At 62.5% G+C, this 13,035-nt stretch carries 12 protein-coding genes; 8 read left to right on the top strand and 4 right to left on the bottom strand.

The window, feature by feature from the left end; translation table 11 throughout:
- Positions 1 to 143: 143 nt before the first annotated feature.
- Positions 144 to 1,175 (bottom strand): helix-turn-helix domain-containing protein, encoded by a 1,032-nt coding sequence (locus RCO38_RS02135; RefSeq protein WP_308326655.1) that lies wholly within the window; start codon positions 1,173 to 1,175, stop codon positions 144 to 146.
- 286 nt (positions 1,176 to 1,461) lie between these two features.
- On the opposite strand from RCO38_RS02135, the gene RCO38_RS02130 reads away from it, so the two are divergent.
- Positions 1,462 to 2,232, top strand: a complete 771-nt coding sequence (locus tag RCO38_RS02130) for an SDR family NAD(P)-dependent oxidoreductase (RefSeq protein ID WP_308326654.1) — start codon at positions 1,462 to 1,464, stop codon at positions 2,230 to 2,232.
- Positions 2,233 to 2,254: 22 nt separating this feature from the next.
- Here the strand turns inward: RCO38_RS02130 and RCO38_RS02125 are convergent, their stop codons facing one another.
- From RCO38_RS02125 to RCO38_RS02115, 3 genes are all read right to left on the bottom strand, one after another.
- Positions 2,255 to 3,283, bottom strand: a complete 1,029-nt coding sequence (locus tag RCO38_RS02125) for an AraC family transcriptional regulator (RefSeq protein WP_308326653.1) — start codon at positions 3,281 to 3,283, stop codon at positions 2,255 to 2,257.
- 213 nt (positions 3,284 to 3,496) lie between these two features.
- On the bottom strand, positions 3,497 to 4,564 hold the full coding sequence (locus RCO38_RS02120) for a CaiB/BaiF CoA transferase family protein (protein ID WP_308326652.1): 1,068 nt from the start codon (positions 4,562 to 4,564) through the stop codon (positions 3,497 to 3,499).
- Positions 4,565 to 4,570: 6 nt separating this feature from the next.
- On the bottom strand, positions 4,571 to 5,305 hold the full coding sequence (locus RCO38_RS02115) for an IclR family transcriptional regulator (protein WP_308326651.1): 735 nt from the start codon (positions 5,303 to 5,305) through the stop codon (positions 4,571 to 4,573).
- A 296-nt stretch (positions 5,306 to 5,601) separates the two neighbouring features.
- Between RCO38_RS02115 and RCO38_RS02110 the strand changes: the two genes are divergently transcribed.
- The 7 genes from RCO38_RS02110 (at position 5,602) to RCO38_RS02080 (ending at position 13,000) form a co-directional block, all read left to right on the top strand.
- A complete protein-coding gene (locus RCO38_RS02110) occupies positions 5,602 to 6,354 on the top strand; it encodes an SDR family oxidoreductase (RefSeq protein WP_308326650.1) in 753 nt (250 codons plus the stop codon).
- A 21-nt stretch (positions 6,355 to 6,375) separates the two neighbouring features.
- Positions 6,376 to 7,524 carry an acyl-CoA dehydrogenase family protein gene (locus RCO38_RS02105; RefSeq protein ID WP_308326649.1) on the top strand — a complete coding sequence of 383 codons (1,149 nt, stop codon included), beginning with the start codon at positions 6,376 to 6,378 and terminating at the stop codon, positions 7,522 to 7,524.
- A gap of 10 nt (positions 7,525 to 7,534) precedes the next feature.
- Positions 7,535 to 8,029 carry a MaoC family dehydratase gene (locus tag RCO38_RS02100; RefSeq protein ID WP_308326648.1) on the top strand — a complete coding sequence of 165 codons (495 nt, stop codon included), beginning with the start codon at positions 7,535 to 7,537 and terminating at the stop codon, positions 8,027 to 8,029.
- A gap of 24 nt (positions 8,030 to 8,053) precedes the next feature.
- On the top strand, positions 8,054 to 8,845 hold the full coding sequence (locus tag RCO38_RS02095; RefSeq protein ID WP_308326647.1) for a citryl-CoA lyase: 792 nt from the start codon (positions 8,054 to 8,056) through the stop codon (positions 8,843 to 8,845).
- 8 nt (positions 8,846 to 8,853) lie between these two features.
- Positions 8,854 to 10,989: an acetate--CoA ligase family protein gene (locus RCO38_RS02090; RefSeq protein WP_308326646.1), complete on the top strand. Its 2,136-nt coding sequence runs from the start codon at positions 8,854 to 8,856 to the stop codon at positions 10,987 to 10,989.
- 28 nt (positions 10,990 to 11,017) lie between these two features.
- On the top strand, positions 11,018 to 11,995 hold the full coding sequence (locus tag RCO38_RS02085; RefSeq protein WP_308326645.1) for a Bug family tripartite tricarboxylate transporter substrate binding protein: 978 nt from the start codon (positions 11,018 to 11,020) through the stop codon (positions 11,993 to 11,995).
- 303 nt (positions 11,996 to 12,298) lie between these two features.
- A complete protein-coding gene (locus RCO38_RS02080) occupies positions 12,299 to 13,000 on the top strand; it encodes a nitroreductase (RefSeq protein WP_308326644.1) in 702 nt (233 codons plus the stop codon).
- Positions 13,001 to 13,035: the final 35 nt, after the last annotated feature.

The following is a 13,035-nucleotide window of genomic DNA, read 5'->3' as shown; positions in this document are numbered from 1 at the left end:
CGGCTCCTCAGAAGGTTTGTACGATGAAGGTTTGAAAACTTGGCCAGCGATGTGGCCCCGGGTCATGCCCGCATAGCCACAACGGGGCGGGCGAAGCGTCGAATCTCTGCGTTCTCAGTCTGTCCAGGGCATATGGTCGGCATTCAGCCCGTGCGCGTCTTGCCCGCCAGTGCATGGCGAGTTGACTTTGCGTGTGCAAGGGAAAACCCGGCTGACTCGACCGGCCCGATGGCGGAGCCGTGAGCAGTCATGCCGCGTGCATCGCTGGGCGACACTCCAAAGCGTTGTTTGAATGCGCGGCAGAAATGGCTGGTGGAGTTGAAGCCCCAGTGAAAGGCGATCGCCGAGACCTGCAGATGCCGGCAGACCGGGTCAACGAGTGTCCGCCAGCACGCTTGCAATCGGCTTTCCAGGATGTGGCCGACCACCGTGGTATCGCCCTGCGCAAACAGCGCATGAAGGTAACGCAGTGAAATGCCGTGCGCCGCGGCAATGCGTGCCGGACTCAGGTCATCCTCTTGAAAATGCTGGGCGATGTAGGCCAGTACTCGTTCGCGCAACGCGGCCATGGCCGTGAATCGAGTGGCGCTCTCCGGCTCTGGCAGCGCAATGTCCAGAAGCCCGATCACCGTGCGGCAAAGGGCGACGTGGGCGGAGGGCGGCACGGCGCCGATCTGCTTGGCCAGCCCCATCAGGTGTTGGCTGAGCAGTGAGCCCACGCCTGTGTGGCTGTCAATGCGGCAGGCTGCGGGCGGCTGCTTGCGGCCCGGTAGATGCTCGCGCATGAGCTGCCAGGGAATCATCAACGACACGCTGTGGGTTCGTTCCAGCACCTCATAGTCTTGCCGCTGATCGGTACGCCAGAGGAACATGTCGCCCTCGCAGAATGGCGTGTCCCACTGCTGCAGCTGCACTCGGCCGCTCAGGTTCAGCTGCAGCCCCAGGCAGAACTCATCGTCGAATGGCGAATGTCCAGGAGGAGACTGGTCGGCACAAGGACCGGTCACGGTGCATACCAAGGAGGCTCCGGCGAGTTCGTGTCGCCGCAACTTCGCCTGGAATGCAGCAGGCTTCGCCGGGGAGGAAAGACTCCAGCGCTGGAAGGAGTCCTTGAGGATCGCTTCCGTCGCATCTATCCTGCCCTCGATGGGCGCATGGTCGATGGACCATTCCATGGGTGACTGTTGCAGCACTTGTCGTCTCCTGAATCTGCCCCCGGACGCCGCAGCCCATCGGGACCGGAGCGTCGACACCGTGGCGTGCTTTCGTGCGGCGCTCAGGGTGCCCAAGGCATACAGGAAATCGTAGGCAGCGGTGCTTGGCGCGGCAATGACGGATGGTCTCGATCAACTGACAAGGCACCTCTTTCGACGGATGGGGGAGCGAGGCAACCCCGCAACCGAGCGGCCCTGCGCTAACCTCCCGGCATCGACGGCGAACTGAAGATGCAAGGAGACGATGATGGATCTGGGTGCAATGCTGGCAGGCAAGCGGGTGCTGGTCACGGGGGCCTCGTCGGGCTTGGGCGAGAACTTCGCTCGGCTGGCTGCTGGTTGCAAGGCCAAGGTAGTGATTGGGGCGCGGCGCAAGGCGCGGCTCGACAAGCTCGCCCAGGAGCTCGAAAAGCTCGGTTCGCCTCAGGTCACGGTGCTGGAAATGGATGTGGCTTCCGAGCAGTCCATCGACGACGCCTTCGCCGAGATAGACGCCTCGGGCACCATCCTCGACGTGGTGGTTAACAACGCCGGGGCTTCCAACGACGCCTTGTCGCTCACGCTGCCTGCGTCCGACTTCGACTCGCTGATGAAGACCAACGTGCGCGGCGTGTGGCTGGTGGCCGCGCGTGCCGCGCAGCGCTGGGTGGATGCGGGGCGGGGAGGCTCAATCATCAACATCGCATCGATCCTGGGCGAGCGCGTGATGCCGGGTTCCATGCTGTATGCCACGTCCAAGGCTGCAGTCGTGCACATGACCAAGAGCCTGGCGCTCGAATGGTCACGCCACGGCATTCGCGTCAATGCCATCGAGCCGGGCTACATCGGCACCGAGATGACCGATGCCATGTGGGAGACCGACTATGGCAAGGCGCTTATCAAGCGCATCCCGATGCGCCGTCTGGGTAAGCCGGAGGACCTCAACGGTCTGTTCTTGCTGTTCGCGACCGAGGCTGGGTCGTGGATGACCGGCGCCTGCGTGCCAGTGGATGGCGGGCATCTGTGCTCGTCGCTTTGAGTGCGACCGCGTCGAAGCAGCGCTACGTCTTTTGGGTACGCGAACGATAGGCGCCTGGCGTGCTGCCGGTCCATGACTTGAAGGCCCGCTGGAAGGCGGTGCCGTCGGCGAACCCCAACTCGGCGGCGATGGCGCTCAGCGCGGCATCGGTGCTGGTCAACCGAACGATCGCCATGTCGCGCCGTAACTCGTCCTTCAGCACTTGAAAGGACTTGCCCTCCACGGCCAGATGCCGCTGCAGTGCGCTGACCGACATGTGCAAGCGCTGCGCGGCGACAGTCAGATCGGGCCACTCCGGGCACGCTTGCTGCAATAGCGCGCGCACCCGCGCGCTGGCTGTCCGCTCGATTAGGCGCGGGCCGATCAGGTTGCCCGGTGTGGCACGCAAAAAGGTCTGGAGCGCGGCGGTGTCACGGCGCATCGGCTGCGTGAATGCGGATGCCTCGAACCAGACCGCCGACCGCGCCTGCCCGAACCGCAACGTGCCCGAGAAGATTTGGGCATAGTCTGCGGCACGCGGCGGTGGCTCGAAGGCAAAATCGAACCCTCTGGGCACCAGCCGGCCGCCGTGCAGCCATACCAGCAGACGCCAGAAGACGCGCAACAGCAGCCCGTGCAGGAAGTCTGAATGTTTGCCCGGGGCGCGGCGCACGTCCAGAGCAGCACCCTTGAGCAAGCCATCAGAGACGGGCACGAGCGCCACGTCGTCCTGCAGCAGGGCGAAGGATGCACTCACGCGCTGCAAGGCGGCTGCCAGCGTCCTGGCCCCGAGCGTAGAGCGAGCCATCAGCGCAAAGCTGCCGCAGCGCAACGGCCGACCGTGTAGATAGCCTAGGCATTCGTCGTCCAAGCTGTTCTTCACGGCACTGAAGAGTGCGATGTATTGCTCTATGGTCACACGCGACTGCTCCAGATGCAGAAGCGACTCGGCGATGCGGGCCTGCGCCAGAACGCCATCCAGCCAGGACTCGGTGGCCAGTCCTTTGCTGCGCGCGCCGTCGAGCAGGCCATGCACGGCAAAAACAGGAACAGTGACGACGGGTTTCAACATGGTCAAATGGAACAACGATAGCTGGCGCTGAATCCGAAATTACACTAAGAAAACGGCCCGCAAACCGATGGAACGTCGCTATGCCCACGATCATCTTGCGCTGGTGCCCACGCCGATCGGCGCTGTGCATGTCGCGGGCAACTGCGCGACGGTCAATATGACAAATGGCGAACCAACGCCTATGTCGCGTAGCAGATGCTCGCACTATCAACGCTATGGCATCCCCTGCACACGCACGGGATAGCGCACGAAGGCAGGCTCTTTCCCTTCATATCCATTCCCAAAAAGTCCGCGTTGCTGGCAGTGCTGGCTGGACGCAAGCGCGCTGGGTGGCACGACGGGTGCTACAGGCACGTCGGCGCCATGCAAGCGTGCGAGCAAGACCGTGGATTCCTGCGTGGTGATGCGTTGCGCAATGGCGGCATTGATTTGCGCAGCCCGGCGCGTGCGCGCTGCATGGCTTGCATAGTCCGGGCCGCGCAAATCTTCCAAGCCCAGCACCTCCACGAGCCGCGCCCAGAAGTGGTCTTCGAGCGCGCCCAGCGAGATCAGTACGCCATCGGCGGTTTCAAAGACGCCATAAGCAGGCTTGGCCAGGATGTCCTCACGCTGCTCGCGCACCGATGACAGCCCTGCCTCGTGGAAGTGGCCCAGGCGCGGATTCATCCAGTGCGCGGCACAGTCGGTGAGAGAGACGTCCAGATATTGGCCCTGGCCCGTGCGCTGGCGTTGCAGCAGCGCCGCCAGCGTGCTCGACAGCGCATACATGGCGCCACACAGGTCCGCCAGCGGAATGCCCGCGCCATGGTCGGGATGGACCGCATCGCTGCCCGAGAGCGCGAGTACGCCTGCGGCAGCCAGATAGTTGATGTCGTGGCCCGGCATCTGCGCCAGGGGCCCGTGTTGACCATAGCCGCTGAGAGAAACATAGACGATGCGTGAATTCAGCGCGGCCAGCGCCTCATAGCTGAAGCCCAGCCGCTTCATGACACCGGGGCGGAAGCCTTCGACCACCACGTCGGCGTCGGGCACTTGCTGGCGAAGCGCCTCGGCTTGTTGCGGATTCTTGAGGTCCACCATGAGGCTGTGCTTGCCCCGGTTGACCGAGGCGAACAGGCCCGGTGCGATTTTGCGGGCATTGTCGCCGTGTGGCGGGCGCTCGATCTTGATCACGTGGGCGCCCAGTTCGACCAGGTTTTGCGTGAAGAAGGGACCAGGCAGCAGCTCGGAAAAATCAAGCACGCGAAGGCCGTGCAAGGGCAGTGAGGAAGAAGTGGACATGGGCGGTCAGCCGTCAGACAAGGAAGAGGGAGGCTCGGCAGTGCCGAAAGTCATCGCGCCGACTTTGCGCAGAGCCTGCAGATAGCGGTCATGGTTCTTGGCCAGGCGATCGGGTGGCCCCGCCAGGCTGATGGCCAGGGGCTCCTTGCCCAGCATGCCGGAGATGGCTAGCGCATCCATGCCCTCGCCGCCTTCGCTGTGGGTCTGATACCAGCCGCGCAGACGGCTTTCGGCGACTTCCGCCGCAATGGCGTAGGGATCGGTGACGGTGCTGTCGGTGATCTTGCGCAGCGGCTTGAGGCGCAACTGTCGCGCGATTTCCTCAGGAGTCTGCGTGCCCAGCAGGGCTTTGCCCATGGCTGAGGTATGGAGTGCGATGCGCTCGCCCACATTGAGCACGTAGCGCAGCGGGTGCTTGCCTTGCTGGACGGCGACCGCGCGCACGGTGCCGTTGTCGAGCCGGCCGACGAAGGATGTCTCGCCCGTGGCCTCGGCCAACAAGTCTGCCGCCTCCGTGCCGGCACGCAGCAGCGGGTCGTTGTGCGCGATCTCGAGCGCGATCTGGTGCAAGCGCCCGGTGGGATAGAAGCGCCGCGTCCGCGCGGTCCGCATGAGGTAGCCCTCCTCGTGCAGCGTGTGCAGCAAGTCCGAGCAACTGCTCTCGGGCAGGTTGAGCAGGCGGGCGATCTCGGAGTTGGAAAGGTCGCGCTTTTCCATCGCGAACATGTCGAAGACGGCCATGGTGCGGGCCGATGCAGGTACGAAATTTGGCATGGTGCACGCAATTTTCCTACGAAATTCCGTAGTTCGCACCGATTCTTTGAAATTCTAGTTGTGTGCTCTTGGCTATGCAGAGGTGGCTTATCGATAGGGCTACAGGAAGGCTTGAGGGTCTTTCCCCCTCTGGGAAGGCATGCCTGACTAGAGAGTGGTTAGTGTTGCATCGGATTTTTAAGGGAAAACCCCTATTATTTCGATAAATCCAAAAAATACAATAGGTCGCAGTTGATTACGGTATTTCGTAGAAAGGTGAGAAGATGAACTTGGGAATCAGAGGTCGTGTCGCGGTGGTTACGGGCGGTGCCCGGGGCATCGGTGCCGAAACGGCGCGCGCCCTGGCGGCCGAAGGAGTGAAGCTGGTGGTGTCCGACATCGACCTCGTGGCGGCCGAGGCGGTTGCGGGCGAAATCCGGGCCCAAGGCGGTCAGGCCATCGGTGTGCGCTGCAACGTGACCGACAAGGCCGAGGTGCGCGATATGGCGGCTGCGGGCGTCGAGGCGTTCGGCGCCGTGGACATCCTGGTCAACAACGCAGGCTTCAACAAGGACCGCTATCTCACCAAGATGGCCGAGACCGAGTGGGATTCGGTGGTGGACGTGGTGCTTAAGGGCGCGTTTCATTGCAGCCGCGCCGTGCTGCCCGGGATGATGGAGCGCCAGTGGGGGCGCATCGTCAACATCTCCTCGCGCTCGGTCTTCGGCAACCCCGGCCAGACCAACTACAGCGCGGCCAAGATGGGCTTGATCGGCTTCACACGCGCCTTGTCGCTGGAGCAGGCCAAGTTCGGCATCACCGTCAATGCGGTGGCTCCAGGCTTCGTCGAAACCGAACTGATGCAGGCCAACCCCGGCTACCCCAAGCTGCGCGAGCTTGCGCTGGCCAAGAACCCCGTGGGCTTCCTGGGCGCCCCCGACGACATTGCCTCCGCCGTGACCTTCATGGCCTCGGAACGGGCGCGCTACATCACCGGCGTGACGCTGTACGTGACAGGCGGGCGCTTTTCTTCTTGATGACCGTGAGCAACCAACACGATGAACTTCGACTTCACTTCCGACCAGATTGCGCTGCGTGACAGCGTCCGCCGCTACCTGCGCAACGTGGTGAGCCCGCGTATCGCCGAGTGCGAAAAGGAAAAACACATTCCGCTGGATCTGCTCGCGGGCCTGAGCGAGTTTGGCTACATCGGCGGCATGCTGCCCGAGGATGCCGGTGGCCTGGGCTTGGACTTCGTGACGTGGGCCATGCTGATCGAGGAGGCGGGTTACTGCTGGGGCGCGTTGCGCACCATCGTCAACACCACCAACATCTTCATGCGCCTGGTCAACGGGCTGGGAACGCCTGAGCAGAAGACGCATTTCCTTGAGCCGGTGCTCGCGTCGAAAAAAGCGACCGCCGTGGCTTTCAGCGAGCCCAACCATGGCTCGAACCCCGCGGGCATCGAGGCCCGTGCCGAGAACAAGGGAGACCACTACCTCCTGAGCGGCACCAAGCTGTGGATCACCAATGGCAAGGCGGCTGATTTCCTGATCGTGATGGCCCGGCTGCAGGCAGCTGAGGGAGAGGGCGGCCTGTCGCTGTTCCTGATCGACAAGGCGCAGACGCCGGTCGAGGCGCGCCTGGTTGACAAGATGGTGCTCAAGGCTTCGGGCACATCCGAACTGTTCCTGGACGGCATCAAGCTGCCCAAGTCCGCATTGCTGGGCACCCCAGGCTCAGCGCTCAAGAATGTTGCCATCGGCCTGAACTACGGGCGCCTGAACATCGCCATGGGTGCGGTGGGTGCGGCGCAGGCTGCGCTCGACCTGTCGGTGGAATACGCCAAGACCCGTAAGCAGTTCGGCAAGCCCATCGGGCAGTTCCAACTGGTGCAAAAGCACATCGTGGACATGCTGGTGCGTACCGAAGCAGCGCGCGCCCTGGGCTACAAGGCGGCGATGTCGATGGAAAACGGCCTTCCCTCGCGCATTGAGTGCTCGCTGGCCAAGCTCTATGCCGCAGAGGCTGCGCACGAAGTGGCCAAGATGGCCATCGCAGTGCATGGCGGCATCGGCTATTCGACCGAATACCCGCTGGAGCGCATCTTCCGCGATACCGCTGGGGGAGTGATTCCCGAAGGTACAGCGGAGATCCAGACGCTGATCGTCGGGCGCGAAGTGCTGGGCATGTCGGCGATTGCCTGAGGGAAGACGCATGGACACGAGCACCCTTCCAGCGCCCCAAGCCATTGCCTCGTTGCGCTACCACTGGGAAGACCTGGAGCCGGGCCTGAGCTTCGAGACATCAAGCCGCACCGTCACCGAGGCGGACGTGGTGGGCTTCGCCGCGCTAAGCGCTGACTACAACCGCCTGCACGTCGATACACAGTACGCCGCTCAGTCGCCCTGGGGCACGCGCATCGCGCACGGCATGTTGGTGGCCTCGATTCTCTCGGGCTTGAACACGCGCACCGTCATCAATCAACTGCTGGAGCCGTCGCTCATCGGCCTGCTGGAGATGACGTACCGCTTTCCCAAGCCGACGCTGATCGGCGACACCCTGCATGGCCGCATCGAAGTTGCGAGTTGCAAGCCAACGTCCAACCCCGCGCGCGGCATCGTCGTCTTCCGTCGGCAGGCATTCAACCAGCATGGCGAAGCCGTCTGCGAGTGCGATGCAACCATGATGGTTGCGCGCCGGGTTACCTGAGTTTTCTTCAACAAGAGGCTGAACATGATCCGTACCGAAATCGGCTACACCACCATTGACAAGATCACCGTGCGCGAAAAAGACCTGGCCAAGGAACTGCTGGGCCAGGTGGACTTCGTAGACATGATGATGCTGGCCATCCTGGGCCGCATGCCCGACGAGCGTGAGAAGAAGATGATCAATCTCATCCTCGTGACCGCGTGCGACCACGGCCTGACGCCCAGCGCGATGAGCGCGCGCCTGACCTACCTCGGCGCACCCGAGGCCATGCAGGCCGCCGTGGCCGCCGGACTGCTCGGCGCGGGCAGCGTCTTCCTGGGCACGACGCAGAATGCGGCCGAACTGCTCATCAACGCGGCACGCGACCTGAAGGACGAAGACGGCGATGATGCATTTGTCGCCTGCGCGCGCGAAACCATCCGCCACGCACGCGAGAAAAAGCAGCCCATCTACGGCGTGGGGCATCCCATCCACATCCACGGTGACCCGCGCATTCCGACCCTGGCCGCTGTCTCGCGCGACAACGGCTGCTTTGGCAAGCACTGGCGCCTGATGTACGCCATCGAGCGCGTGTTCCGCGACGAGATGAGCAAGAACTTGCCGATGAATGCGGTCGGCGCCATCGGCTCGATCATCGGCGACATGGGGCTGGACCCCCTGCTGGCACGCGGCTTCATGCTTGTTGGCCGCGCGGCGGGCCTGATCGGCCACCTCTACGAAGAGCGCCAAAACCCCATCGGACAGCAACTGTGGGATCTCGTCCTGGAGCAGGACCCGCGCAATGAAATCCCGGGCAAGCGCCGCGGCGCTGAGTGAGGTGTGCCATGAAGGACGAAACGCAAGGCATGATGTTCCAGAACTTGGATTTGCTGATGGAGCCGCGCTCGGTGGTCGTGGTCGGAGCTTCCGACCGGCCGGCAAGCCTGGGCCAGCGCGCGCTGACCAACCTTATCGAGCACTCGAAATTCCAGGGTGAGTTGTTCCTGGTCAACGCCACCAAGGACGAGGTCATGGGCCGGCGCAGCTACCGCCGTGTCGAAGACCTTCCCTATGCGCCCGATCTCGCTGTGGTCGCCGTACCTGCCAATGTCGCCAACGATGTCCTCGAAGCCTGCGGCAAAAAGGGCATCCGTTTTGCCGTGGTGCTGACCTCGGGCTTCGGCGAGGCGGGCGAAGAGGGCAAGCGCCTGGAAGCACGCATGCGTCAGATTCCCGGTGAAACGGGAATCCGCATCTACGGGCCGAATTGCCCCGGTCTGACAAACACCAACAAGGGCTTGGGTTTCACCTTTTCCCCGTCCTTCGAGCATGACCGCATGACCGGGCCGATCGGCCTGGTGACGCAAGGCGGCGGATTGGGGCGCACCTTCCTGCAGGCATGTGATCGCGGCGTGGGCATCGGGCTGTGGTGCTCCAGCGGCAATGAGGCGGATCTCACCGTGAGCGACTACATCCACCACATGGTCTCGATGCCCGAGATCAGGGTCATCGTCACCCTGCTCGAAGGCATCAACGACCCGCCGCGTTTCGCGCAAGCGGCGCTGAAGGCTGCCGCGCACGGCAAGCCCATTGTGGCGCTCAAGGTCGGCAAATCGGAATACGGAATCAAGGCCACGCAATCGCACACGGCGGCGCTATCGGGCACCGCCGAGATCAACAGCACAGCCTTCAGGCAATTGGGCATCATCGAAGTCGATGACATCGACGAATTGATCGACACCGCCGCTTTGCTGGCGCGCGGCGTGCCAAAGAAGGATGCGCGCGTGGCGGTCTATTCCTTTTCGGGCGGCACAGTGGCGCTAGCGGCCGACATGCTCGGCCTGGCGGGTCTCGCACTGGCCGAGTTCGATCCGGCCACGGGCGCGAAGCTGCGCGAGTTACTGCCGTCGTATGCGGCCTTTGACAATCCGGTAGACACCACGGCCGAGATACTGGTCAACCCCGAGATCAGCTTTGGTTCTTTGCTCGCCGTGGCACGCGATCCCAATGTGGATGTGGTGCTGTACCCGATCCCGATGGAGTACGGCGCGACCACGCGTGCAGCCGCCGAGAACATGGTCAAGGTGCAGGCCCAAGTCGATACACCGATCATGCCAGTTTGGCTCAGCGACCGGCTAGGCGAGGGCTTCCAGATCATGGTTGCGGGCGGCTTGGTGCCCGTGCGTAGCCTAGGCAAAGCCATCAAAGCGCTGCAGTGCTGGAACAACTTCAGTAAACGTCAGCGTGGCTTCGATGCGGACTGGCTTCCCGCTATCTGCACCGAGAAGCATCACGCGGAGCAAGGCGTGCGCAAGGTCTACGGGGAATCCGAAGGCAAGGCGCTGCTCGCGGGTGCAGGCGTGCGTGTGCCCTTTGGGCGCGTGGCGCGCAATGCGCAGCAAGCGGTGGTAATCGCAGCTGAAATCGGTGGCGCTGTGGTCGCCAAGATCGCCAGTGCCGACATCCTGCACAAGTCCGACATTGGTGGGGTGATGGTTGGCTTGCGGACCGAAGCAGAAGTGCGTGCGGCCTGGGACTCGATCATGGCCAGCGCGCAAAAGGCTTGCCCGCAGGCGGACATCGACGGCCTGTTGATCGAGCAGATGGCTGATCTCAAGCAGGGCGTAGAGACCTTCATTGGCGTCCACTGTGATCCCTTGTTTGGCCCCATCCTGACCTTTGGGCTTGGCGGCATATACGTCGAGCTATTCAAGGACGTGAGCCGCCGCCTGCTACCGATCACACCTCGCGATGCCGCAGAAATGATCCGCGAAACTCGCTGCCACGAGCTGCTCAAAGGCTTCCGTGGCAGCCCCGCCACCGACATCGCGGCGCTCGAAAAGATGTTGGTGGCTGTCTCGAATTTTGTCGTCCAAGGGAATCATCGTATCCAGGAAATGGATCTGAATCCCGTGATCGTCAGCGCTGCAGGCGTGATGGCGCTCGACGCCGTTCTCATCACAGCGCAACCGGCCCCCTGATTTGCAAATATTGAAAGGAGATATTCACATGATTTCGCGACGCATTTTTTCCACAGGTACCCTGTTTAGCGTGTTGTCAGCAACTGTCGGACTGCCGGTGCATGCTGATACCTTCCCGGATCGCCCTATCAAACTCGTTGTGCCGTTCACTGCGGGCGGCATTACCGACAATCTAGCGCGCGTTGCGGGGCAATACGCCTCGAAGGTGCTGAACCAGCCCATCGTTGTGGACAACCGCCCCGGTGCAGGGGGTGGACTGGGAGCCATGACTGTGGCACAAGCCACGCCTGATGGCTATACCGTCCTTCTGGGAACGCAAGGCACCCAGGCGACCAACTTGGCCCTTTACAAGAGCCTCCGCTACAAGGATGGCGACTTCCGAGCCGTTCAGGGCCTGATGGCCATTCCCAATGTGCTCGTCGTCAATGCCTCAAAGCCTTACAAAAATCTGGCCGAACTCGTTGCATATGCCAAGAAGAATCCGGAGGCATTGACCTACTCGTCTCCGGGCGTTGGAACCGGCTCGCACTTGGCTGCGGAACTGTTCCAGACTGTGGCGGGAATCAAGCTCCGTCATGTTTCGTACAGAGGTAGCGCTCCCTCCATCACCGACCTGATCGCAGGCAACATTGATCTGAGTTTCGACTATCCGGCGACCACGGTACCGCATATCAAGTCGGGCAAGTTGCGCGCGATCGCCATGACCGGGCTGGAGCGCGTGCCCGTGCTGCCGGAGGTGCCTACTTTGAGCGAGCTGGGCTATGCCAAAGCTACGGCCGAATCATGGTTGGGTGTATTTGCGCCGCGCGAAACTCCGGACGCTGTCATGCAGAAACTGCAGTTGGCCTTTGCGCAGTCCATCGAGGACAAGGGCGTGCAGGAAAAGTTCGTCGAATTTGGTGGCGTTCCACTGCGCAAGTCTGGCAAGGCGTTTGAGGCTTTCGTGCGCGACGAAGTCGTGAGGTGGGAACAGGTGGTTAAGAAGTCGGGTGCGACTTTGGATTGAATTTTATCGACTCGGGATTCCGCGTTGCAAAGCGCTGCCCAAGATGCATCGTGTGGCCGCTCGCCACCCCTTCCATTCGAGCGTCCGGCTGCGGTCAACCGGGTTTCGCCTTGTGCATACAAAGTCAACTCGCCATGCACTGGCGGGCAAGACGCGTATGTGCCGAGTGCCCAGAATACCGCCTGGTAGCACGCCCAGGGGCGGCCCGTGGTCGTTCGGCATCGATGCATTCGCATGAATGCTTCTTCGGCAACGGCATGTCGGTGTGCTCACCCGAATAGCCCAGCAACCAGGAGAGAGTGAATGTCTGTCTGCGCCGCGCCTTTGCGCGACATGCTGATTGATGCGGTGATGCGCGAACGTCGTTCCGTCCGCGCCTTTCTGCCGATCCCGGTGCCGCAAGAAGTGGTGGCCCAGATTCTGTCGGTGGCAGCCAGCGCGCCCAGTGGCACCAACACCCAGCCGTGGCATGTCATTGCCGTGGCGGGCGAGGCGAGGAAGCGCTTGTGCGACCGTGTACTGCACGCCTTTCACCATGAAGAGGGAGAGCACCAGTCCGAATACGACATCTACCCGGCCGAGTTCTTCGAGCCCTACCTGACCAGGCGGCGCCGGTGCGGCTTTGCGCTCTATGCCGCAGTCGGAATCTCCAAGGGAGATACGGATGCCATGCGTGCTCAACATGCACGTAACTTTGCCTTCTTCGATGCGCCGGTCGGTTTGATCTTCACCTTGGACCGGCGCATGGTGCAGAGCAGTTGGGTGGACTACGGGATGTTCTTACAGAACATCATGCTGGCGGCCCGCGCACGAGGCCTGGATACCTGTTCGCAGATGGCGTGGACCCTTTACCCGCGCCTTCTGGCTGAAGCCCTGCAAATCCCGGACGGGCAGATGGTCCTGTGCGGCATGGCACTGGGCTATGCCGACCCGGCGGCCGTGGTGAACCACGTGCGCACCGAGCGTGAGCCGGTCGAGAACTTCACACGCTTCAGCGGCTTCTAGAAATCTTGTCATACCAACTAATCGCGTCGTAAGCC

It is taken from the genome of Hydrogenophaga pseudoflava, from assembly GCF_031020795.1.
GTDB lineage: Bacteria > Pseudomonadota > Gammaproteobacteria > Burkholderiales > Burkholderiaceae_C > Hydrogenophaga > Hydrogenophaga pseudoflava_A.
The sequence above is the reverse complement of the archived record's forward strand: the minus strand, read 5'-3'. Positions and strand labels throughout refer to the sequence as shown.

What these genes read in the sequence shown, in the direction of transcription:
- RCO38_RS02100 (WP_308326648.1), top strand. Translation starts at nt 7,535, where the DNA reads ATGGACACGAGCACCCTTCCAGCGCCCCAAGCCATTGCCTCGTTGCGC.
- RCO38_RS02110 (WP_308326650.1), top strand. Translation starts at nt 5,602, where the DNA reads ATGAACTTGGGAATCAGAGGTCGTGTCGCGGTGGTTACGGGCGGTGCC.
- RCO38_RS02135 (WP_308326655.1), bottom strand. Translation starts at nt 1,175, where the DNA reads ATGGAATGGTCCATCGACCATGCGCCCATCGAGGGCAGGATAGATGCG.
- RCO38_RS02125 (WP_308326653.1), bottom strand. Translation starts at nt 3,283, where the DNA reads ATGTTGAAACCCGTCGTCACTGTTCCTGTTTTTGCCGTGCATGGCCTG.
- RCO38_RS02095 (WP_308326647.1), top strand. Translation starts at nt 8,054, where the DNA reads ATGATCCGTACCGAAATCGGCTACACCACCATTGACAAGATCACCGTG.
- RCO38_RS02090 (WP_308326646.1), top strand. Translation starts at nt 8,854, where the DNA reads ATGAAGGACGAAACGCAAGGCATGATGTTCCAGAACTTGGATTTGCTG.
- RCO38_RS02080 (WP_308326644.1), top strand. Translation starts at nt 12,299, where the DNA reads ATGTCTGTCTGCGCCGCGCCTTTGCGCGACATGCTGATTGATGCGGTG.
- RCO38_RS02120 (WP_308326652.1), bottom strand. Translation starts at nt 4,564, where the DNA reads ATGTCCACTTCTTCCTCACTGCCCTTGCACGGCCTTCGCGTGCTTGAT.
- RCO38_RS02085 (WP_308326645.1), top strand. Translation starts at nt 11,018, where the DNA reads ATGATTTCGCGACGCATTTTTTCCACAGGTACCCTGTTTAGCGTGTTG.
- RCO38_RS02130 (WP_308326654.1), top strand. Translation starts at nt 1,462, where the DNA reads ATGGATCTGGGTGCAATGCTGGCAGGCAAGCGGGTGCTGGTCACGGGG.
- RCO38_RS02105 (WP_308326649.1), top strand. Translation starts at nt 6,376, where the DNA reads ATGAACTTCGACTTCACTTCCGACCAGATTGCGCTGCGTGACAGCGTC.
- RCO38_RS02115 (WP_308326651.1), bottom strand. Translation starts at nt 5,305, where the DNA reads ATGGCCGTCTTCGACATGTTCGCGATGGAAAAGCGCGACCTTTCCAAC.